This is a genomic window from Pseudomonas entomophila, assembly GCF_029478665.1.
In the GTDB taxonomy this organism is placed as follows: Bacteria; Pseudomonadota; Gammaproteobacteria; order Pseudomonadales; family Pseudomonadaceae; genus Aquipseudomonas; species Aquipseudomonas entomophila_F.
In genome coordinates, this window is record NZ_JARPQB010000026.1 from 40,735 (window position 1) to 60,485 (window position 19,751).

General features: G+C 64.1%; 19 protein-coding genes and 1 pseudogene. 8 read left to right on the plus strand and 12 right to left on the minus strand.

The features are described from left to right. Positions 1-18: 18 nt before the first annotated feature. From spoT to P5705_RS14900, 3 genes are all read right to left on the minus strand, one after another. Positions 19-2,127 (minus strand): bifunctional GTP diphosphokinase/guanosine-3',5'-bis pyrophosphate 3'-pyrophosphohydrolase, encoded by a 2,109-nt coding sequence (gene spoT, locus P5705_RS14890; RefSeq protein ID WP_011536410.1) that lies wholly within the window; start codon positions 2,125-2,127, stop codon positions 19-21. Positions 2,128-2,186: 59 nt separating this feature from the next. Then, positions 2,187-2,450, minus strand: coding sequence for a DNA-directed RNA polymerase subunit omega (gene rpoZ, locus P5705_RS14895; protein ID WP_008091595.1), 264 nt, complete (start codon positions 2,448-2,450; stop codon positions 2,187-2,189). A 190-nt stretch (positions 2,451-2,640) separates the two neighbouring features. Then, positions 2,641-3,516, minus strand: a complete 876-nt coding sequence (locus P5705_RS14900) for a LysR family transcriptional regulator (RefSeq protein WP_213658910.1) — start codon at positions 3,514-3,516, stop codon at positions 2,641-2,643. 207 nt (positions 3,517-3,723) lie between these two features. Between P5705_RS14900 and P5705_RS14905 the strand changes: the two genes are divergently transcribed. The 3 genes from P5705_RS14905 to P5705_RS14915 all read left to right on the plus strand — a co-directional run bounded on the left by P5705_RS14905 (position 3,724) and on the right by P5705_RS14915 (position 7,536). Next, positions 3,724-5,106, plus strand: coding sequence for a glutamine synthetase family protein (locus P5705_RS14905; protein ID WP_431196948.1), 1,383 nt, complete (start codon positions 3,724-3,726; stop codon positions 5,104-5,106). Positions 5,107-5,110: 4 nt separating this feature from the next. Continuing rightward, positions 5,111-5,884, plus strand: coding sequence for a gamma-glutamyl-gamma-aminobutyrate hydrolase family protein (locus P5705_RS14910; protein WP_277461601.1), 774 nt, complete (start codon positions 5,111-5,113; stop codon positions 5,882-5,884). Between the two features lie 113 nt (positions 5,885-5,997). Continuing rightward, complete coding sequence (locus P5705_RS14915) at positions 5,998-7,536, plus strand: APC family permease (RefSeq protein ID WP_277461602.1); 1,539 nt, start codon at positions 5,998-6,000, stop codon at positions 7,534-7,536. A 128-nt stretch (positions 7,537-7,664) separates the two neighbouring features. Here P5705_RS14915 and gmk read toward each other — a convergent pair whose 3' ends face one another. Both gmk and P5705_RS14925 read right to left on the minus strand, forming a co-directional pair. Then, positions 7,665-8,285 (minus strand): guanylate kinase, encoded by a 621-nt coding sequence (gmk, locus tag P5705_RS14920; protein ID WP_277461603.1) that lies wholly within the window; start codon positions 8,283-8,285, stop codon positions 7,665-7,667. Positions 8,286-8,298: 13 nt separating this feature from the next. Continuing rightward, positions 8,299-9,162, minus strand: coding sequence for a YicC/YloC family endoribonuclease (locus tag P5705_RS14925; RefSeq protein ID WP_011536404.1), 864 nt, complete (start codon positions 9,160-9,162; stop codon positions 8,299-8,301). A gap of 229 nt (positions 9,163-9,391) precedes the next feature. Here P5705_RS14925 and rph point away from each other — a divergent pair, with 229 nt between their 5' ends. After that, positions 9,392-10,114 (plus strand): ribonuclease PH, encoded by a 723-nt coding sequence (gene rph, locus P5705_RS14930; protein ID WP_011536403.1) that lies wholly within the window; start codon positions 9,392-9,394, stop codon positions 10,112-10,114. A gap of 131 nt (positions 10,115-10,245) precedes the next feature. On the opposite strand, the gene P5705_RS14935 is transcribed toward rph, so the two are convergent. Continuing rightward, the gene (locus tag P5705_RS14935) at positions 10,246-11,025 is read right to left on the minus strand and encodes an exodeoxyribonuclease III (RefSeq protein WP_011536402.1); all 780 of its coding nucleotides are present in this window, start codon (positions 11,023-11,025) and stop codon (positions 10,246-10,248) included. Positions 11,026-11,105: 80 nt separating this feature from the next. Between P5705_RS14935 and pyrE the strand changes: the two genes are divergently transcribed. After that, positions 11,106-11,747 (plus strand): orotate phosphoribosyltransferase, encoded by a 642-nt coding sequence (pyrE, locus tag P5705_RS14940; RefSeq protein WP_277461604.1) that lies wholly within the window; start codon positions 11,106-11,108, stop codon positions 11,745-11,747. 122 nt (positions 11,748-11,869) lie between these two features. On the opposite strand, the gene argB is transcribed toward pyrE, so the two are convergent. From argB to coaBC, 4 genes and pseudogenes are all read right to left on the minus strand, one after another. Then, positions 11,870-12,775 (minus strand): acetylglutamate kinase, encoded by a 906-nt coding sequence (gene argB, locus P5705_RS14945; protein ID WP_277461605.1) that lies wholly within the window; start codon positions 12,773-12,775, stop codon positions 11,870-11,872. Positions 12,776-12,805: 30 nt separating this feature from the next. Next, positions 12,806-14,179: pseudogene (locus P5705_RS14950) on the minus strand (phosphomannomutase/phosphoglucomutase); the annotation flags it as partial. Between the two features lie 122 nt (positions 14,180-14,301). After that, the gene (dut, locus tag P5705_RS14955; protein WP_011536398.1) at positions 14,302-14,757 is read right to left on the minus strand and encodes a dUTP diphosphatase; all 456 of its coding nucleotides are present in this window, start codon (positions 14,755-14,757) and stop codon (positions 14,302-14,304) included. Positions 14,758-14,762: 5 nt separating this feature from the next. Continuing rightward, positions 14,763-15,974: a bifunctional phosphopantothenoylcysteine decarboxylase/phosphopantothenate--cysteine ligase CoaBC gene (gene coaBC, locus P5705_RS14960; protein WP_011536397.1), complete on the minus strand. Its 1,212-nt coding sequence runs from the start codon at positions 15,972-15,974 to the stop codon at positions 14,763-14,765. 127 nt (positions 15,975-16,101) lie between these two features. Between coaBC and radC the strand changes: the two genes are divergently transcribed. Next, positions 16,102-16,782 carry a RadC family protein gene (radC, locus tag P5705_RS14965; protein WP_277461607.1) on the plus strand — a complete coding sequence of 227 codons (681 nt, stop codon included), beginning with the start codon at positions 16,102-16,104 and terminating at the stop codon, positions 16,780-16,782. Between the two features lie 112 nt (positions 16,783-16,894). Here radC and P5705_RS14970 read toward each other — a convergent pair whose 3' ends face one another. Beyond that, positions 16,895-18,484: an ABC transporter substrate-binding protein gene (locus P5705_RS14970; protein ID WP_277461608.1), complete on the minus strand. Its 1,590-nt coding sequence runs from the start codon at positions 18,482-18,484 to the stop codon at positions 16,895-16,897. 372 nt (positions 18,485-18,856) lie between these two features. On the opposite strand from P5705_RS14970, the gene rpmB reads away from it, so the two are divergent. Further along, positions 18,857-19,093 carry a 50S ribosomal protein L28 gene (gene rpmB / locus P5705_RS14975; RefSeq protein WP_054894119.1) on the plus strand — a complete coding sequence of 79 codons (237 nt, stop codon included), beginning with the start codon at positions 18,857-18,859 and terminating at the stop codon, positions 19,091-19,093. An 11-nt stretch (positions 19,094-19,104) separates the two neighbouring features. Beyond that, the gene (gene rpmG / locus P5705_RS14980) at positions 19,105-19,260 is read left to right on the plus strand and encodes a 50S ribosomal protein L33 (RefSeq protein WP_003253507.1); all 156 of its coding nucleotides are present in this window, start codon (positions 19,105-19,107) and stop codon (positions 19,258-19,260) included. Positions 19,261-19,357: 97 nt separating this feature from the next. On the opposite strand, the gene P5705_RS14985 is transcribed toward rpmG, so the two are convergent. Next, on the minus strand, positions 19,358-19,717 hold the full coding sequence (locus P5705_RS14985; protein ID WP_277461609.1) for a cupin domain-containing protein: 360 nt from the start codon (positions 19,715-19,717) through the stop codon (positions 19,358-19,360). Between the last annotated feature and the right edge of the window lie 34 nt (positions 19,718-19,751).

Here is a 19,751-nt window from a genome sequence, read left to right on the forward strand (position 1 = left end):
CTCCTTGCGGTTGGCGGACTACGCACGCATCCGGGTGATGCGGACCACGCCGGTCAAGGTACGCAGTTTCTTGATCACGCGGGCCAGGTGCACGCGGTCGTGCACGCTGACCACCAGTTGGACCACGCTGATACGGCCGTCGCGTTCGTCCATGCTGATTTTCTCGATGTTGCCGTCGGCGGCGTTGACGCTGCTGGCCAGCAGGGCGATCAGGCCGCGCTGGTGTTCCAGTTCGACGCGCAGTTCGACATTGAACTCGCCGGTGACGTCCTTGGCCCAGGAGAGTTGCAGGCACTTCTCCGGGTTGTGGCGGACTTCACTGATGTTTCGGCAGTCTTCCAGGTGCACGACCATGCCCTTGCCTGCCGACAGGTGGCCGACGATCGGGTCGCCCGGGATCGGGGTGCAGCACTTGGCGTAGCTGAGCACCAGGCCCTCGGTGCCACGGATCGCCAGCGGGCCTTCCGGGGCCGGCAGTTGTTCACCTTCGGCCGACAGCAGGCGGCGAGCGACCACATAGGCCATGCGGTTGCCCAGGCCAATGTCCTCGAGCAGGTCTTCGACCAGTTCCAGGCGATACTCGGTGAGGATGCCCTGGATGCGCTCCTGGGGGATCTGTTCCAGGCTGCTGTCGAAGCCGGTCAGTACCTTGTTCAGCAGGCGCTCGCCGAGGCTGATCGACTCGGAGCGGCGCTGTTGCTTGAGGGCGTGGCGGATGTGCGTGCGCGCCTTGCCGGTGACCACGAAGTTGAGCCAGGCCGGGTTGGGGCGCGCGCCCGGGGCGCTGACGATCTCGACGGTCGAGCCGCTCTGCAGCGGTTCGGACAACGGCGCCAGGCGGCGGTTGATGCGGCAGGCGATGCAGCTGTTGCCAACGTCGGTGTGCACCGCGTAGGCGAAGTCGACGGCGGTGGAGCCTTTGGGCAGCTCCATGATCCGGCCTTTGGGGGTGAACACGTAGACCTCGTCCGGGAACAGGTCGATCTTCACGCTCTCGATGAATTCCAGCGAGTTGCCGGCGCGTTGCTGCAGTTCGAGGATGCCCTTGACCCACTGGCGGGCACGGGCGTGGCTGCCCTTGGGCTGCTCTTCCTCGTTCGACTTGTACAGCCAGTGCGCGGCGATGCCATTGTTGGCCATCTCTTCCATTTCGCGGGTGCGGATCTGGATCTCGATGGGTACGCCGTGCATGCCGAACAGCGTGGTGTGCAACGACTGGTAGCCGTTGGCCTTGGGGATCGCGATGTAGTCCTTGAACCGGCCTGGCAGCGGCTTGTACAGGTTGTGCACGGCGCCGAGCACGCGGTAGCAGGTGTCGACCTTGTCGACGATGATGCGGAAGGCATACACGTCCATGATCTCGGTGAAGGCACGGCGCTTGCCGCGCATCTTCTTGTAGATGCCATAGAGGTGTTTCTGCCGGCCGCTGACTTCGCCCTCGATACCGTCGGCGGCCAGGCAGTTGGCCAGCGAGGTCTCGATCTTGGCGACGATTTCCTTGCGGTTGCCACGCGCGCTCTTGACCGCCCGGTGGATCAGCGACGAACGCATCGGGTGCATGGCCTTGAAACCCAGGTCCTCGAACTCCACGCGCACGGTGTGCATGCCCAGGCGATTGGCGATGGGGGCGTAGATCTCGAGGGTTTCCTTGGCGATACGCCGGCGCTTTTCGCCGGACAGTACTTCCAGGGTGCGCATGTTGTGCAGGCGGTCGGCCAGCTTGACCAGGATCACGCGGATGTCGCGGGCCATGGCCATGGCCATCTTCTGGAAGTTTTCGGCTTGCGCCTCGGCTTTCGTCTCGAAGTTCATCTGGGTCAGCTTGCTGACCCCGTCGACCAGCTCGGCGACGGTCTCGCCGAATTGCTGGCTCAAGGCTTCCTTGGCGATGCCGGTGTCTTCGATCACGTCGTGCAGCATGGCCGCCATCAGGCTTTGATGGTCCATGTGCATGTCGGCGAGGATGCTGGCGACCGCCAGCGGGTGGGTCACGTAGGGTTCGCCGCTGCGGCGGCGCTGGCCATCGTGGGCCTGTTCGGCGTAGAAGTAGGCGCGCCGGACCAGGTTGACCTGTTCGGGGCCCAGATACGTCGACAGCCGTTCGGCGAGGGCTTCTATACCCGGCATGGTTTCACCTCTTGCTGAAGAAGAGGGCCTTGCGCCGCACGGTGTCGACTGGGCATCAATCAGACGGCCTCGTTGTTCTCGTCCTCGAACGCGGCGAATACCGGATCTTCGGTGACGATCTCTTCGGCGGCGATGAACTCTGGAGTGACGATGCCTTCGGCGATTTCACGCAGGGCGACGACGGTTGGCTTGTCGTTTTCCCACGCAACGCGTGGTTCTTTGCCGCCGGTAGCGAGCTGGCGGGCGCGCTTGGTCGAGAGCATGACCAGCTCGAAGCGGTTATCCACGTGTTCCAGGCAGTCTTCAACAGTTACGCGGGCCATGGTCTTCCTCAGTAGCAAATGCGGTAGGCGTGCGCCCAGAATGGGCAGGCGGACTCGATAGTTTAAAAAATCACCAGCCAATAGGGAAGGGCTGTTTTATCGGGTGCTCTTCCGGCCGGTGCTGTTCGCGGGCTAGCCTGACTCGGACGATAACGGTTCCTGTTACCTGAAAACAACCGGCCTTGGCGCGTTAACGCAACATTGCGTCGCGTAGGCGTGGGGTCAGTTCCTCGAACAGCGTCTGCACCGAGCGCAACGCCCGGCAATCCGGCCGGGTCAGCAGCCACAGTTGCGTGTCGCAGCCGGGCAACGGGCCGCTCAAGGCTTCCACGTCCGGCAGGTCGTGAACCATGTAGTCGGGCAGCGCCGCCACACCCAGACCGGTGGTCACCAGTTGGGCGATGGTCGACATGCCGCTGCATTGGTAGCGCGGTACCAGCCCAGGGTGGTGCTGGTTGCGCCAGACCACGGTGGCATGGTCCTGCATGGAATCGTCGGGGGCGATCCACGGCACGCTGGTGGCGGACGCCTGGAGCCGTTCGCGCAGCTCCGGGCGGCCACAGATCACGTAGGAAGTCGAGCCCAGGCAGCGGCCAACCAGGTGCTCCGGTGGGGTGTTGGTCAGGCGCAGGGCGATGTCGGCATCGCGCCGGCTGAGGTTGGCGAACGTGTTGGAAGTGCCCATCTCCAGCGACAGCGCGGGGTAGTTGGGCATGAACTCGGCGAGCGCCGGCAGCAGCAGGCTGTGCAGGACCGCTTCGGTGCAGGTCACGCGGACCGTGCCGCTGACCACCTGCTCGCCGCTGGTCAGGGCGATGCGCGCCGCATCCAGCGCCTGTTCGGCGCGTTCGGCCTGCTCGGCGAGTGCCTGGGCGGTATCTGTGGGCAGGTAGCCCTTGCGGCTCTTGACGAACAAGGCCGTACCCAGCGCCGACTCCAATCTCCGGATCGAGCGGAACACCGTGGAAACGTCGACCTTGAGCAGTTCGGCGGCCTTTGCCAGCGAGCGGCCGCGCTCCAGTGCCAGGACCAGGGAGAGGTCGGCGTGGTTGATCTGATATTGCATTGATGCACGCTCTGCTTGCCGAAATGCCAATGTCTGTTGCGTGGAGGCCATTTTATAGTGGAACGGCCCCCGGGAATCAATGCAGCCGGTCGGCAACCAGCCCCCACGATGGGTCAGTGAAAAGAACAACAGCAATTCCATCGTCGCCCTTCGAGGCGTCAGCCGTAGCCCCCCACATCGCCGCTCCGAATCAAAGGATGTACAGCCATGACGTCGGTCTCTCCGTGCGCCAGTTCTTCCCGCGAGATGAATGAATTCCTGGATGCCCATCCGGATACCCAATACGTCGACCTGCTGATCTCCGACATGAACGGCGTGGTGCGCGGCAAGCGCATCGAGCGCGCCAGCCTGCACAAGGTGTACGAGAAGGGCATCAACCTGCCGGCCTCGCTGTTCGCCCTGGACATCAATGGCTCGACTGTCGAGAGCACCGGCCTGGGCCTGGACATCGGCGACGCCGACCGCATCTGCTACCCGATCCCCGGCACACTGTCGGACGAGCCGTGGCAGAAACGCCCGACCGCACAGCTGCTGATGACCATGCACGAGCTGGACGGCGCGCCGTTCTTCGCCGACCCGCGGGAAGTGCTGCGCCAGGTGGTGAGCAAGTTCGACGACCTGGGCCTGGATATCTGCGCCGCGTTCGAGCTGGAGTTCTACCTGATCGACCAGGACAACCTCAACGGCCGCCCGCAGCCGCCGCGCTCGCCGATCTCGGGCAAGCGCCCGCAGTCCACCCAGGTGTACCTGATCGACGACCTCGACGAATACGCCGACTGCCTGCAGGACATGCTAGAAGCGGCCAAGGAGCAGGGCCTGCCGGCCGATGCCATCGTCAAGGAAAGCGCCCCGGCGCAGTTCGAAGTGAACCTGCACCACGTCGCCGACCCGCTGAAGGCCTGCGACTACGCGATCCTGCTCAAGCGCCTGATCAAGAACGTCGCCTACGACCATGAGATGGACACCACGTTCATGGCCAAGCCCTACCCGGGCCAGGCGGGCAATGGCCTGCACGTGCACATCTCGCTGCTGGACAAGAAGACCGGCAAGAACATCTTCGCCCAGGAAGACCCGCTGCAGAGTGACACCCTGCGCCACGCCATCGGTGGCGTGCTGGAAACCATGCCGGCATCGATGGCCTTCCTGTGCCCGAACATCAACTCCTACCGCCGCTTCGGCGCCCAGTTCTATGTGCCCAACGCGCCGAGCTGGGGCCTGGACAACCGTACCGTGGCGGTGCGCGTGCCGACCGACAGCAGTGAGAACGTGCGCATCGAGCACCGCGTGGCCGGCGCCGACGCCAACCCGTACCTGATGCTCGCGGCGATCCTCGCCGGTATCCATCACGGCCTGACCAACCAGGTCGAGCCGGATGCGCCGATCGAAGGCAACTCGTACGAACAGTTGGAACAGAGCCTGCCGAACAACCTGCGCGACGCCCTGCGCGCGCTGGACGACAGCGAAGTCCTCAACCAATACATCAGCCCGGACTACATCGATATCTTCGTGGCCTGCAAGGAGAGCGAGCTGGCCGAGTTCGAAGTGTCGATCTCCGACCTCGAGTACAACTGGTACCTGCACACGGTGTAAGCCCATGAGCGCAATTGCGGTCCCCTTGATCGGTGTCAGCGCCTGCCGCCAGCAGGTGGGGAAGAACTCGTCGCACACGGTGGGCGACAAGTATGTCGAGGCCGCAGGCTTTGCCGGGCTGCCGCTGATCCTGCCGGCGCGTGATCGCGGCAGCGACACGCAGGCGCTGCTGGCGCACCTGGATGGCATTCTTTTTACCGGTTCGCCTTCAAATGTCGAGCCGCATCATTACAATGGCGCGCCCAGCGCGGAAGGCACCCGGCACGATCTTGCCCGTGACCGCCTGACCTTGCCGCTGCTGCAGGCGGCGATTGCCGCCGGCGTGCCGGTGTTCTGCGTCTGTCGTGGCTTCCAGGAACTGAACGTGGCCCTTGGCGGCAGCCTGCACCAGCGCGTGCAGGAATTGCCCGGCTACCTGGACCACCGCGAACCTGAGGATGCACCCCTGGAGGTGCAGTACGGCCCTCGTCATCCCGTCGGTATCGAGCCGGGCGGGATGTTCGAGCGCCTGGGCCTGGCTGCGCGGTTCGAGGTCAACTCGCTGCACAGCCAGGGCATCGACCGCCTGGCCCCGGGCCTGCGCGTCGAGGCACGGGCCCCGGATGGCCTGATTGAAGCGGTGTCGATGCCTGATGCGCCGGGCTTTGTACTCGGTGTGCAGTGGCACCCTGAATGGCGTTTCGCCGAAAACCCGGTTTCGCTGCGCCTGTTCGAGGCGTTCCGCGAGGCCTGCATTGCCCATGCTGCACGGGAAGGTGTGCGTCCGAAAACAGTGTGACGTTAGCCGAAGGTCCTGGATGACCGTGCCCCCATTGCAAGCTTTCAATGAGTGAAAGTGGGCCCTCTACGGCGGGCCTGTGAGAACAATTCCAATAGTTACGGCACAGACTCATGAACGAATACACAGAAGCCGGCCGTCCACCCGACGCGGCCGACTCGGGCAGCACCCAGCGTGGCAAAGGCCTGGCCAAAGGCCGGCTCGGCCTGCTGGCCAGCGTGGTGCTGGGCATTTCCACCATCGCCCCGGTCTATACCCTGACCGGCGCGCTCGGCCCGACCGTGCGCGAGGTCGGCGCTCACCTGCCGGCGGTGTTCATCGTCGGCTTCCTGCCGATGCTGCTGGTCGCCCTCGGCTACCGCGAGCTGAACTCGGCGGAGCCTGACAGCGGCACGTCCTTCACCTGGTCGGCCCGTGCCTTCGGCCCGATGATCGGCTGGATCGGCGGCTGGGGATTGGTGGTCGCCACCACCATCGTGCTGTCCAACCTCGCAGGGGTGGCGGTCGACTTCTTCTATCTGTTCATCGCCCAGATCACCGGCAACCAGGAGCTGGCAGCCCTGGCGGACAACTTGTTGATCAACGTCGTCACGTGTTGCGTGTTCATCGCCCTGGCGGTGTGGATCTGTTGCCGGGGCATGGCCACCACCATGACCGTGCAGTACGGTTTGGTGGCGTTGCAACTGGTGGTGCTGATCGGGTTTGCTTTCGCCGCCTTCAGCGAGACCACGGCGCCGCCGCCGCTGGCATTCGATCTTGCCTGGTTCAACCCGTTCGGCGTCGAGTCGTTCTCGGCGTTCGCTGCGGGCCTTTCGCTGTCGATCTTCATCTTCTGGGGCTGGGACGTGTGCCTGACCGTCAGCGAAGAGTCGGTTGGCAGTGAAGAAGTACCGGGCAAGGCCGCCACCTGGACGGTGTTGCTGATTCTGGGCCTGTACCTGCTGACCGCCATTGCCACCCTGCAATTCGCCGGGATCAGCGAGGATGGCCTGGGCCTGAACAACCCGCGCATCCAGGAGAACGTCTTCGCCCACCTGGCCGGGCCGGTCATGGGGCCACTGGCGATCCTGATGTCGATCGCGGTGTTGGCCAGCACTGCGGCGTCGCTGCAATCGACCTTCGTCTCGCCTGCGCGCACCTTGCTGGCCATGGGTTACTACGGTGCCGTGCCGCAGCGCTTCGCCAAGGTCTGCCCGCGTTCTCAGACCCCGCGCTATGCGACCATCTGCGCCGGTGTCGCCGCTGGTCTGTTCTACGTGACCATGCGCACCCTGAGCGAGAACGTGCTGGCCGATACCATCACCGCCCTGGGCATGATGATCTGCTTCTACTACTCGCTGACCGCGTTCGCCTGCGTGTGGTACTTCCGCCACAGCCTGTTCGACAGCCTGCGCCACTTCTTCATGCGCGGCGCGTGCCCGCTGGTGGGTGGGGTGATCCTGTCGGTGATCTTCGTGCGCACGGCGATCGACAGCGCCTCGCCGGATTTCGGCAGCGGCTCGCATGTGGGCGGGCTGGGGTTGGTGTTCGTGATCGCGGCGATCATCTCGGCGCTGGGGATCGTGTTGATGATGCTCTCGCGGCTGCGGGCGCCGGCGTATTTCCTGGGGGCTACTCTGCGTCAGCAGGCGACCATTCAGTTGCAGGAATGAAGCTGGGGCGCTTTGCGCCCCTTTCGCGGCACAAGGCCGCTCCTACAGGCGACGCGATCCTCTGTAGGAGCGGCCTTGCCGGGGCGCCGGACCGGCCGGAAAGGGCCTCGCAGAGGCCCCGGCAATCATCAGCCGACCAATTGTTCCAGCAGCGCCCCATGGCGCTGTTGCTGTTTCTTCAGCAGCAGGCGGTTGGCCTTGAACACGGCCTTCAACTCGTCCAGCGCCACGCCGAAGTCATCATTGATGATGACGTAGTCATATTCGTCGTAGTGCACCATCTCGCTGACCGCTTCCTTCATGCGCCCGGCGATGATCTCCTCGCTGTCCTGGCCGCGGCCATCAAGGCGCTGGCGCAGGGCCTCCTGGCTCGGTGGCAGGATGAACACCGACAGTGCCTCGGGCATCAGCTTGCGCACCTGCTGGGCGCCTTGCCAGTCGATCTCCAGGATCAGGTCGTAGCCCTGGTCGAGGGTTTCCTGCAGGGTGCTGCGCGAAGTGCCGTAGAAGTTGCCGAATACCTCGGCATGCTCCAGGAAGTCGCCCTTGGCAATCAGCGCCTTGAATTCTTCATGGATGACGAAGTGATAGTTCACGCCGTGCTCTTCGCCCGGGCGCATGGCGCGGGTGGTGTGCGAGACCGAAACGCGGACGTGCTGGTCGTCCTTGATCAGCGCCGTGACCAGGCTGGTCTTGCCGGCGCCGGAGGGGGCGGAAACGATGTAGAGGGTGCCGCTGCTGTGGTTCATGGTAGGGGTGGCCTTACTCGATGTTCTGTACTTGTTCACGCATCTGTTCGATCAGCACCTTCAGGTTGACCGCCGCTTGCGTGCTGCGCGGGTCGAAGGCCTTGGAGCCCAGGGTGTTGGCTTCGCGGTTGAGTTCCTGCATCAGGAAGTCCAGGCGCCGGCCGGCGGCGCCGCCGGACTTGAGCACCCGGCGCACCTCGGTGACATGGGTACTGAGGCGGTCCAGCTCTTCGGCCACGTCGCTCTTCTGGGCCAGCAGGACCATCTCCTGCTCCAGGCGCTGCGGGTCGAGCTCGGCCTTCATGTCGCCGAAGCGGTCGAGGATCTTCTGTCGTTGCACGGCCAGCATCTGCGGCACCAGGGTGCGCAGGGTGGCGACTTCGGTGGCCATGCTGTCCAGGCGCTCGTTGATCAGGCGGGCCAGTTCGACGCCTTCACGTTGACGACCCGCCTTGAGTTCGGTTAGGGCTTCATCGAACAGGGCGATGGCTTCGGCGTTGAGTGCCTGGGGGTCGGTGGCATCCGCCACCAGCACGCCAGGCCAGGCCAGTACTTCCAGCGGGTTGAGCGGGGCTGGCTGCTTGATCAGGCTGGCCACGGTCTCGGCGGCGGCGACCAGTTGCGCGGCGCGCTCGCGGTCGACCTGCAGCGGCTTGCCGGTGCTGTCCTCGTTCAACCGCAACGTGCATTCGACCTTGCCGCGCGACAAGCCCTGGCGCAGGCCTTCACGCACCGCGCCCTCGAGGTCGCGCAGGGCCTCGGGCAGGCGCAGGTGGGGTTCGAGATAGCGGTGGTTGACCGAGCGGAGCTCCCAGACCAGGGTGCCTTGGCTGCCAGCGCGCTCGACACGAGCAAAAGCGGTCATGCTATGCACCATGGGGAGTACCTCGCGTAATTCGGGTGAACGGGGGAAGCCTTCCGGCTGCAAGGCGCAGGATTGTAGCGCAGTGCGGCCCGGGCGCCCAATCCAGCCATGCTACAGGTGCACCGGGGTGGCGACGGGAAAAGTCGACAAGCTGCCCGGGGCGCGACGATAGGCGTGTCCTCGCCGGGCGTCGCGCCCTATAATGCTCGGCAGATTCAAAGTCCCGGTACAGGTATCCCAGATGAAACGTCCAAGTGGTCGCGCCGCCGATCAGCTCCGCTCGATCCGCATCACCCGCAACTACACCAAGCACGCCGAGGGGTCGGTACTGGTCGAGTTCGGTGACACCAAGGTCATCTGCACGGTCAGCGTCGAAAATGGTGTTCCCCGCTTCCTCAAAGGCCAGGGCCAAGGCTGGCTGACCGCCGAGTACGGCATGCTGCCGCGCTCCACCGGCGAGCGTAACCAGCGCGAGGCCAGCCGCGGCAAGCAAGGCGGCCGCACCCTCGAGATCCAGCGCCTGATTGGCCGCTCCCTGCGCGCCGCGCTGGACATGAGCAAGCTGGGTGACATCACGCTGTACGTCGACTGCGACGTGATCCAGGCCGACGGCGGCACCCGCACCGCGTCGATCACTGGCGCCATGGTCGCCCTGTGCGACGCCCTGGCGGTGATCAAGAAGCGTGGTGGTCTCAAGGGCGGCAACCCGCTCAAGCACATGATCGCCGCGGTGTCGGTGGGCATGTATCAGGGCGAGGCCGTGCTCGACCTCGACTACCTCGAGGACTCCGCCGCCGAGACCGACCTGAACGTGGTCATGACCAGCGCCGGTGGCTTCATCGAAGTGCAGGGCACCGCCGAAGGCGCGCCGTTCCAGCCTGAAGACTTCAACGCCATGCTGGCGCTGGCGCAGAAGGGCATGGGCGAGATCTTCGAACTGCAGCAGGCTGCGTTGGCTGACTGATACGTTCGTCAAATGACATCGGGGCCGCTTCGCGGCCCTTCGCCGGCAAGGCCGGCTCCTACAGTGTGTACGGCACAAATCCTGTAGGAGCCGGCCTTGCCGGCGAAGGGCGCAAGGCGGCCTCGATGCGTTTAGATGGTCAGCGTCCAGTCGTAGTCCACGATCAGCGGCGCATGGCGCGAGAAGCGTGGCTGGCGCGGCAGGCGGGCATTGCGCACGAAACGGCGCAGGCCTGGGGTGAGGATCTGGTAGTCGAACCGGTAACCCAGGTTGAGCATCTCTGCCTGTTCGTTGTCCGGCCACCAGCTGTACTGGTCGCCTTCGCGGCTGACTTCACGCAAGGCATCGACATAGCCCATGTCGCCGGTGATGGCGTCCATCCAGGCGCGCTCCGGCGGCAGGAAGCCGACCGACTGCTGGCTGTCGCGCCAGTTCTTGATGTCGAGCTTCTGCTGCGCCACGTAGAACGAGCCGCAATAGATGTATTCGCGACGCTTGCGACGCTGCTTGTCCAGGTACTTGGCGAAGTCGTCCATCAACTTGAATTTCTGGTTCAAGTCGTCGTCGCCGTTCATGCCCGAAGGCAGCAGCAGGGTGGCAATACTGACTTTGTCGAAATCTGCTTGCAGATAACGCCCGTAGCGGTCGGCTGTCTCGAAGCCCAGGCCGGTGATGACTGCCTTGGGCTGCATGCGCGAGTAGAGTGCCACGCCACCTTGGGTGGGCACCTCCGCGTCGCAGGCGTAAAGGAAATAGCCATCGAGCTGGAAAGCTGGGTCGTCGAGTTCAAAGGCCGAGGCGCGGGTATCCTGAAGGCAGATGACGTCGGCATTCTGGGCTTGCAACCAGCTGAGCAATCCACGCTCGGCCGCAGCCTGAATGCCATTTACGTTCACACTGATGATCCGCATAAATGGCCCCAAAAATCTCGTGCGTGTATGATACCCGAGCTCAACACATTTAGCTAAATCCGTGGTGTCCGGGACCTTTCATGCAGCCGTATCAGCGCGACTTCATCCGTTTTGCCATCGATCGCGGCGTTCTGCGCTTCGGTGAGTTCACCCTGAAATCGGGGCGTACCAGCCCGTACTTCTTCAATGCCGGCCTGTTCAACACAGGTTCCGCGCTCGCCCAGCTGGGGCGTTGCTACGCGGCGGCCATCGTCGACAGCAAGATCCCGTTCGATGTGCTGTTTGGCCCCGCGTACAAAGGCATCCCGCTGGCTGCAGCCACGGCGGTGGCCCTGGCAGACCAGCACCAGCTTGACGTGCCATGGTGCTTCAACCGCAAGGAAGCCAAGGATCACGGCGAAGGTGGCAGCCTGGTGGGCGCACCGCTGGCCGGTGACGTGCTGATCATTGACGACGTGATCACCGCCGGCACCGCCATCCGCGAAGTGATGCAGATCATCAGCAATCAACAGGCCAAGGCCGCTGGCGTGCTGATCGCCTTGAACCGCGAAGAGCGCGGCAACGGCGAGCTGTCGGCGATCCAGGAAGTCGAGCGCGATTTCGGCATCCCGGTGGTCAGCATCGTGTCGCTGACGCAAGTGCTGGAGTTCCTGGCGGATGATCCACAGCTCAAGCAGCACCTGCCGGCAGTCGAGGCGTATCGCGCGCAGTACGGGATCTGATTCCGGCTCGACAATGAAAAAGGCGACCCAAGCGGTCGCCTTTTTTTGTCGTTTCGGATCTCTTCGCCGGTAAGCCGGCTCCTACAAGAGCCGGCTGCTGGCGAAGAGGCCCGAAAGGCTGATCAGTGCCGCTTGCGGTTGGTGATCAGGGTGCCCACGCCGCTGTCGGTGAAGATCTCCAGCAATACAGCGTTGGGTACGCGGCCGTCGATGATGTGCGAGCTGTTGACGCCACCCTGGACCGCGTCCAATGCGCACTTGATCTTCGGCAGCATGCCGCCGTAGATGGTGCCGTCGGCGATCAGCTCGTTGACCTGCTCGGTGGTCAGGCCGGTCAGCACCTGGCCCTGCTTGTCCATCAGGCCGGCGATGTTGGTCAGCAGCATCAGCTTCTCGGCTTTCAGCGCCTCGGCCACCTTGCCGGCCACCAGGTCGGCGTTGATGTTGTACGACTCGCCGTTGGCGCCCACGCCGATTGGTGCGATCACCGGGATGAAGTCGCCTTTGACCAGCATGTTCAGCAGGTCGGTGTTGACGCTCACCACTTCGCCCACGTGGCCGATGTCGATGATTTCCGGGGTGGTCATCTCCGGGGTCTGGCGGGTGACGGTCAGCTTCTTGGCGCGGATCAGCTCCGCGTCCTTGCCGGTCAGGCCGATGGCGCTGCCGCCGTGGCGGTTGATCAGGTTGACGATATCCTTGTTGACCTGGCCACCCAGGACCATCTCCACCACGTCCATGGTTGCCGCGTCGGTGACGCGCATGCCGTCGATGAAGTGGCTCTCGATCGACAGGCGCTTGAGCAGGTCGCCGATCTGCGGGCCGCCACCGTGCACGACCACCGGGTTGATGCCCACGGCCTTCATCAGCACGATGTCACGGGCGAAGCCGGTCTTGAGCTCCTCGCTCTCCATCGCGTTGCCGCCGTACTTGATCACCAGGGTCTTGCCGACGAAACGGCGGATGTAAGGCAGTGCTTCGGACAAAACCTCGGCTACATGGGAAGCGGCATCGCGATCGAGGGTCATGCAGGGCTCCAGGTAAGGAACGGATAGTCGTCAGAACGGCAGTTGCAGGTCTGGTTGGACTCGCAGCAACTGCGTGCGGAATACAGCCTTGATTCGGTCGAGTTCTGCCTCGCTGTCGGCCTCGAAGCGCAGCACCAGCACCGGTGTGGTGTTGGAGGCGCGGACCAGGCCCCAGCCGTGTGGGTAGTCGACCCGCACACCGTCGATGGTGGTCAGGTTGGCCACGCCCCAGTCGGCGTCGCGTTGCAGTGCATCAATGATGCTGAATTTACCCTCGTCGGTCACATCAATGTTGATTTCCGGCGTGGAAATATCATTGGGGAACGCGGCGAACAGGGTTTCGGCGTCCTGGCCGGCCTTGCTGAGGATTTCCAGCAGGCGCGCGGCGCTGTAGATGCCGTCGTCGAAGCCGTACCAGCGTTCCTTGATGAAGATGTGCCCGCTCATCTCGCCGGCCAGCAGCGAACCGGTCTGCTTCATCTTCTTCTTGATCAACGAGTGGCCGGTCTTCCACATTAGCGCGCGGCCGCCGTGCTGCTCGATCAGTGGGGTGAGGCGGCGAGTGCACTTCACGTCGAAGATGATCTCGGCGCCCGGGTTGCGCGACAGCACGTCCTGAGCGAACAGCATCAGCAGGCGGTCGGGGTAGACGATGCTGCCGGTGTTGGTCACCACGCCCACGCGGTCACCGTCGCCGTCGAAGGCCAGGCCGATATCGGCGCCAATTTCTTTCACCTTGGCGATCAGGTCCTCGAGGTTCTCGGGCTTGCCCGGGTCCGGGTGGTGGTTGGGGAAGTTGCCGTCGACCTCGCAGAACAACGGGATCACGTCACAGCCCAGGGCTTCGATCAGTTGCGGTGCGACCACGCCGGCGGCGCCGTTGCCGCAGTCGACCACCACCTTCAGGCGCTTGGCCAGTTTCACGTCGCCAGTGATCTGCTGGAAGTAACGGTCGAGGATTTCGACCTTCTGCACCCGGCCTTCGCCGCGGGTCAGGTCGTTGGTCTTCAGGCGCGTCAGCAGGGCCTGGATCTGCTCGTTGGCCAGGGTGTCGCCGGCGATGACGATCTTGAAACCGTTGTAGTCCGACGGGTTGTGGCTGCCGGTGAGCATCACCCCCGACTTGCCGGCCAGCACGTTGGCGGCGTAGTACAGCGCTGGCGTCGGTACCAGGCCGACGTCGCTGACCTGGCAACCGGCGTCGGCCAGGCCCTTGATCAGTTGCTCGACCAGCATCGGGCCGGACAGGCGGCCGTCGCGGCCGACCGAGATCTGCGGCTCGCCCTGGGCGAGGGTCTGGGCGCCGATGGCGCGGCCGATCCAATAGGCGGTTTCGGCGTGCAGGTTCTTGCCGACCACGCCGCGGATGTCATAGGCGCGGAAGATGCTGTCGGGCAGTGCGGGTACCAGGTGGGCCATGTCGTTCATCTCTGGGGACTCCATAGGTCAAGGGCTTCTGGGCAGGCACAAACTGAACGCTTGGACGGTGGAATCACCAGAGAGTTCGCCATCCATGGCGCGAACGGTCAGCGGGTGCCGGAGTGGCCGAAGCCGCCGGTGCCGCGCTGGGTCTCGTCGAACTGCTCGACGATATCGAAGTGCGCCTGCACCACCGGCACCAGGATCAGCTGCGCGATGCGCTCGCCGATGGTGATGGTGAATGGGGTGTTGCCGCGGTTCCAGCAGGAGACCATCAGCTCGCCCTGGTAGTCCGAGTCGATCAGGCCGACCAGGTTGCCCAGCACCACGCCGTGCTTATGGCCCAGGCCCGAGCGTGGCAGGATCATGGCTGCCAGGCCCGGGTCGCCGATGTACACCGACAGGCCGGTGGGGATCAGCAGGGTCTGGCCCGGCTCGAGGACGGTGTCCTCCTTGAGCAGGGCGCGCAGGTCCAGGCCGGCGGAGCCGGGGGTGGCGTACTGCGGCAGGGGGAATTCGGTGCCCAGGCGTGGGTCGAGGATCTTGGCTTGAAGAGCGTGCATGTAACTTATTGAACCTGGTTGAGCCGTTCGGCGATGAAGGCAACCAGCTGGCGGGCGATCTTGCCCTTGCTGGTCTGCGCGAAGAGGGTCTGGTGCTGCTGGCGGTCGATCACGGTCAAGGCGTTCTCCTCGCTGTTGAAGCCGATGCTGGGGTTGGCCACATCATTGGCGACGATCAGGTCGAGGTTCTTGTCCTTGAGCTTGCGCGTGGCGTAGTCGAGCAGGTGCTCGGTCTCGGCGGCGAAGCCCACGCTGAACGGGCGATCAGGCCGGCCGGCAATGGTCGCAAGGATATCGGGATTGCGCACCATCTGCAGCAGCATGCCGTCGCCTGTGGTGGGATCTTTCTTGAGCTTCTGTGGGGCGACGACTTCCGGACGGTAGTCCGCGACCGCGGCCGAGGCGATGAACAGGTCGCAGGGCATGGCCGCTTCGCAGGCCGCGAGCATGTCTCGCGCGCTGACCACGTCGATGCGGTTGACCCGGTCGGGGGTCGGCAGGTGTACCGGGCCGGTGACGAGGGTCACCCGGGCCCCGGCTTCGGCGGCGGCTTCGGCCAGGGCGAAGCCCATCTTCCCTGAACTATGGTTGGTGATGTAGCGCACCGGGTCGATGTTTTCCTGCGTCGGGCCTGCGGTGATCAGCACGTGCTTGCCGGTCAGGGCCTCGCGCTTGAAGCTTTCGGCGGCGCACCAGGCGAGGTCCGTGGCTTCGAGCATGCGGCCCAGGCCCACGTCGCCACAGGCCTGGCTGCCGGAAGCCGGGCCGAACACCTGGATGCCGCGACGCTTGAGCAGGTCGAGGTTGTCTTGTGTCGCCGGGTCGCGCCACATGGCCTGGTTCATCGCCGGGGCGACGGCCACGGTGGCGTCGGTGGCCAGCACCAGGGTGGTCAGCAGGTCGTCGGCCATGCCCTGGGCCATGCGCGCCAGCAGGTCGGCGGTGGCCGGGGCGATCAGCACCAGGTCGGCCCACTTGGCCAGTTCGATATGGCCCATGGCCGCTTCGGCGGCGGGGTCGAGCAGGTCCAGGTGCACCGGGTGGCCGGACAGCGCCTGCAGCGTGAGCGGGGTGATGAACTCGGCGCCACCCCGGGTCATGACCACGCGCACCTGCGCGCCGTGTTCCAGGAGTCGGCGAATCAGCTCGGCGCTCTTGTAGGCGGCGATGCCGCCACCGACGCCGAGAACGATGCGCTTGCGATACAACCGCTGCATAGGCCTTGCCTTATTCCAGTGAAAGCGGGCGACGACGACAGCTGCCTGCGGCAGATCGTCGCATTTTCGAAGCGAACTAGATTAACACAGCGCCCAAAAGGGCCGTAGTGGCAGGCGAGGAGGGGGGATGAACATCAGGGAATGGCCGGTGGAAGAGCGGCCCAGGGAGAAATTGTTGAACCGCGGGGCGGCGGTCCTTTCCGATGCGGAATTGCTGGCTGTGCTGTTGGGGTCGGGCGTTGCCGGGCGCAATGTGCTGGACCTGGCGCGTGGGTTGCTGGCGAAGTTTGGTGGGCTCAGGCAGTTCCTCGAGGCGGATCGTGCCAAGGTCCTCGGTGAGCCGGGTGTGGGGCCAGTGAAATATGCCCAGTTGCAGGCATTGTTGGAGATCGGCAGGCGTTACCTGAACGAGCACATCGAGCGTGCGCCGGTCCTGGAGAATCCGGCCTCGGTGAGGCGTTATCTCAAGTCCATGTTGCGGCACGAGTCCAGTGAGGTATTCGGTTGCCTGTTCCTCGATACCAAGCATCGACCGTTGGCGTTCGAGATCCTTTTTCGCGGCACCATTGACCGCGCGAGCATCTATCCCCGCGAGGTTGTGCGCCGATCATTGCTGCATAACGCCGCGGCCCTGATCCTTTGCCACAACCATCCGTCGGGCAATTGCGAGCCAAGCCAGGATGATGTGCACCTGACGCTGATGCTCAAGCGCTCGCTGGCGTTGATCGATGTGCGGGTGATGGATCACGTCATCGTCGGTGACGGTGAGCCGCTGTCGATGCTTGAGCATGGGTGGTTGGCAGGTTAGGCATGAGCAGGCTGTACTGGCCCTTTCGCCGGCAAGCCGGCTCCTACAGGTATTGTGCAGAACCCGTAGGAGCCGGCTTGCCGGCGAAAGGGCCGGCCCTGCCAGCCAGGTTTCAGCGACTCACCGAAACCTTGCTGAAATCCTGCCGCCCAAACGGGCTCACCTGATAACCCTCGACCCCTTGGCGCAGCAACGCGGCTGCGGTCGGGTGCGCCAGCGGCAGCCATAGCGCCTGCTGCTGGATCAGCGTCTGCGCCTGCTGGTACAGGCGGCTGCGCACGCTCTGGTCGTTGGTGGTGCGGCCGGCGTTGATCAGCTGGTCCAGGCGGTTGTCGCAGAACCGCGCGAAGTTGGTCCCGGACTTGACCGCCGCGCAGGCAAACTGCGGGCTGAGGAAGTTGTCCGGGTCGCCGTTGTCGCCAGCCCAGCCCATGAACAGCAGGTCGTGCTCGCCGGCCTTGGCGCGGCGGATCAGCTCGCCCCACTCGATGGTGCGGATCTCGGCCTTGATACCGACTTTCGCCAGGTCCGCCTGGAGCATCTGCGCCCCCAGGCTGGGGTTGGGGTTGAGCAGGCTGCCCGCTGGACGGGTCCAGATAGTGGTTTCGAAGCCGTTGGGCAAACCGACCTTGGCCAGCAGTGCCTTGGCTTTCTTCGGGTCCTGGGTGTAGCCGGGCAAGTCCTTGGCATAGCTCCAGGTGTTCGGCGGATACGGGCCGTTGGCGGCGGTGGCGGTGTCCTCGAATACCGCCTTCAGGTAGGCGGCCTTGTCGAAGGCGAGGTTGATCGCCTGGCGCACCTCGGGCTTGTCCAGCGGCGGATGCTGGCTGTTGATGGCGACGAAGGCGGTCATGAACGCCGGCGTCGTGACTACCTTGAGGTTGCCGTCCTTGCCGGCCTCGGCGACGTCCAGCGGCTTGGGCGACAGGGCGACCTGGCACTCGCCGCGCTTGATCTTCTGCAGGCGCACGTTGGCGTCCGGGGTGATGGCGAAGACCAGTGGGTCGACGGACGGCTTGCCGGCGAAGTAGTCGGGGTTGGCGCGGTAGCGCACCACGGCATCTTTCTGGAAACGCTGGAAGACGAACGGGCCGGTGCCCACTGGCTGGCTGTTGAGTTTTTCCGGGGTGTCGGCCTTGAGCAGGGTATCGGCGTATTCGGCGGAGTAGATCGAGGCGAAGCCCATGCTCAGGGTGGCCAGGAAGGTGGCGTCCGGGTGGGTGAGGGTGAAGCGCACGGTGTGCGGCTCGGGGGCTTCGATCAGCTTGATCAGGCTGCCCAGTTGCAGCGACTGGGCATGTGGGTAGCCGCCTGGGGCTGTCTTGTGCCAGGCGTGGGCCGGGTACAGCATGCGCTGGAAGCTGAACAGCACGTCATCGGCATCCAGCTCGCGGCTCGGCTTGAAGTACTGCGTGGTGTGGAACTTCACGCCTGGGCGCAGCCTGAAGTCGTAGATCAGGCCGTCCGGCGACACCGTCCAGCTTTCGGCCAGGCTCGGCACCACCTTGCCAGATTCTGCATCGAACTCGACCAGGCGGTTCATCAGCACGTCGGCCGAGGCGTTGGTGGTGGTCAGCGAGTTGTACTGCACCACGTCGAAGCCTTCGGGGCTGGCCTCGGTGCACACCGACAACGGCGCGGCCTGGGCCAAGCCTGCGGCGCACAGGGTGGTGAACAGAAGGGAGAGAGCGGCGGCACGCATGGTGACTCCTTGGCTGGTCGATGTCCCATCTGCCGGTGCAGTCTGGAAAACTCAGGAAATGTCCTACCCTAGTGCGGACATGGGCAAATGACCACACCCTTTCGTATTAATTCGGCGACGGGCGGTCGACAGCTTGCCGCCCCAGTCGTTATGCTGCCCCGGCGCGCTCGGCCCGACCAGAATACTCATCTTCTGTTGTTGTGGCGGAGTCTTTCTGGTATAAAGCAGCGCTCTTTTCTAGGGGCTCGGTCTGTCGCGAAAGCGCACAAGGCTGATAAGACCCCCGGGAACACGGCGCCTTGGCGCCATTGACTGAGAGATTAAGCGGCCAACCCATGCCGGGTTGGGCATGTGGTTTTAGAGGGCTGAGGCATGTCGAGAGTCTGTCAAGTTACTGGTAAGGGTCCAGTAACCGGGAACAACATTTCCCACGCAAACAACAAAACCCGTCGTCGTTTCCTGCCAAACCTGCAGCACCACCGTTTCTGGGTTGAATCCGAGAATCGTTTCGTGCGTCTGCGCGTTTCCGCCAAAGGCATGCGTATCATCGACAAGCGCGGCATCGATGCCGTTCTGGTCGACATCCGCAAAGCTGGCGCCAAGGTTTAAGGGAGAACATCATGCGTGAATTGATCCGTCTGGTATCGAGTGCTGGCACTGGCCACTTCTACACCACCGACAAGAACAAGCGCACCACTCCGGACAAGATCGAGATCAAGAAATATGATCCGGTCGTCCGCAAGCACGTGGTCTACAAGGAAGCCAAGATCAAGTAATTGATCGGCAACCTGTGAAAAAACCCGCAACCGCAAGGTGGCGGGTTTTTTTATGCCTGTGAATCGGCAGTCGCGGGGCAAGCCCGCGCCCACACGGTTACTTCTGCTCGAACATCACATAGATCTTGCGGCATGGCTCCAGCACCTCCCAGGTACCCTTGAAGCCAGCGGGGATGACGAAGCGATCGCCGGCGCGCAGGGTCTTGGCGTTGCTGTCCTGGTCGCGCAGCACCGACACGCCCTGGACGATCTCGCAGTACTCATGCTCGGTGTAGTTCACCGTCCACTGGCCCACCTCGCCCTCCCAGACACCGGCGGCGAACTGCCCGCAAGGGCTGGAGTAATGGTTGTAGACAGCCTGGTCAGGCTCGCCCTTGAGGATTTTTTCCGCTGCGGGGCGATAGCGTTCGGCCTCAGTCAGGACCTGGGCGAAGTCGACGATGCTGGCGATGCTCATGGTGGTTACCCTGTTGTTGTTTAATAAAATGCAC

Coding starts and splice junctions, on each gene's coding strand:
- pyrE (WP_277461604.1), top strand. CDS start 11,106: ATGCAGCCGTATCAGCGCGACTTCATCCGTTTTGCCATCGATCGCGGC.
- P5705_RS14905 (WP_431196948.1), top strand. CDS start 3,724: ATGACGTCGGTCTCTCCGTGCGCCAGTTCTTCCCGCGAGATGAATGAA.
- P5705_RS14935 (WP_011536402.1), bottom strand. CDS start 11,025: ATGCGGATCATCAGTGTGAACGTAAATGGCATTCAGGCTGCGGCCGAG.
- P5705_RS14970 (WP_277461608.1), bottom strand. CDS start 18,484: ATGCGTGCCGCCGCTCTCTCCCTTCTGTTCACCACCCTGTGCGCCGCA.
- P5705_RS14915 (WP_277461602.1), top strand. CDS start 5,998: ATGAACGAATACACAGAAGCCGGCCGTCCACCCGACGCGGCCGACTCG.
- gmk (WP_277461603.1), bottom strand. CDS start 8,285: ATGAACCACAGCAGCGGCACCCTCTACATCGTTTCCGCCCCCTCCGGC.
- P5705_RS14925 (WP_011536404.1), bottom strand. CDS start 9,162: ATGGTGCATAGCATGACCGCTTTTGCTCGTGTCGAGCGCGCTGGCAGC.
- argB (WP_277461605.1), bottom strand. CDS start 12,775: ATGACCCTCGATCGCGATGCCGCTTCCCATGTAGCCGAGGTTTTGTCC.
- radC (WP_277461607.1), top strand. CDS start 16,102: ATGAACATCAGGGAATGGCCGGTGGAAGAGCGGCCCAGGGAGAAATTG.
- rph (WP_011536403.1), top strand. CDS start 9,392: ATGAAACGTCCAAGTGGTCGCGCCGCCGATCAGCTCCGCTCGATCCGC.
- coaBC (WP_011536397.1), bottom strand. CDS start 15,974: ATGCAGCGGTTGTATCGCAAGCGCATCGTTCTCGGCGTCGGTGGCGGC.
- rpmB (WP_054894119.1), top strand. CDS start 18,857: ATGTCGAGAGTCTGTCAAGTTACTGGTAAGGGTCCAGTAACCGGGAAC.
- P5705_RS14900 (WP_213658910.1), bottom strand. CDS start 3,516: ATGCAATATCAGATCAACCACGCCGACCTCTCCCTGGTCCTGGCACTG.
- P5705_RS14985 (WP_277461609.1), bottom strand. CDS start 19,717: ATGAGCATCGCCAGCATCGTCGACTTCGCCCAGGTCCTGACTGAGGCC.
- rpmG (WP_003253507.1), top strand. CDS start 19,105: ATGCGTGAATTGATCCGTCTGGTATCGAGTGCTGGCACTGGCCACTTC.
- rpoZ (WP_008091595.1), bottom strand. CDS start 2,450: ATGGCCCGCGTAACTGTTGAAGACTGCCTGGAACACGTGGATAACCGC.
- spoT (WP_011536410.1), bottom strand. CDS start 2,127: ATGCCGGGTATAGAAGCCCTCGCCGAACGGCTGTCGACGTATCTGGGC.
- dut (WP_011536398.1), bottom strand. CDS start 14,757: ATGCACGCTCTTCAAGCCAAGATCCTCGACCCACGCCTGGGCACCGAA.
- P5705_RS14910 (WP_277461601.1), top strand. CDS start 5,111: ATGAGCGCAATTGCGGTCCCCTTGATCGGTGTCAGCGCCTGCCGCCAG.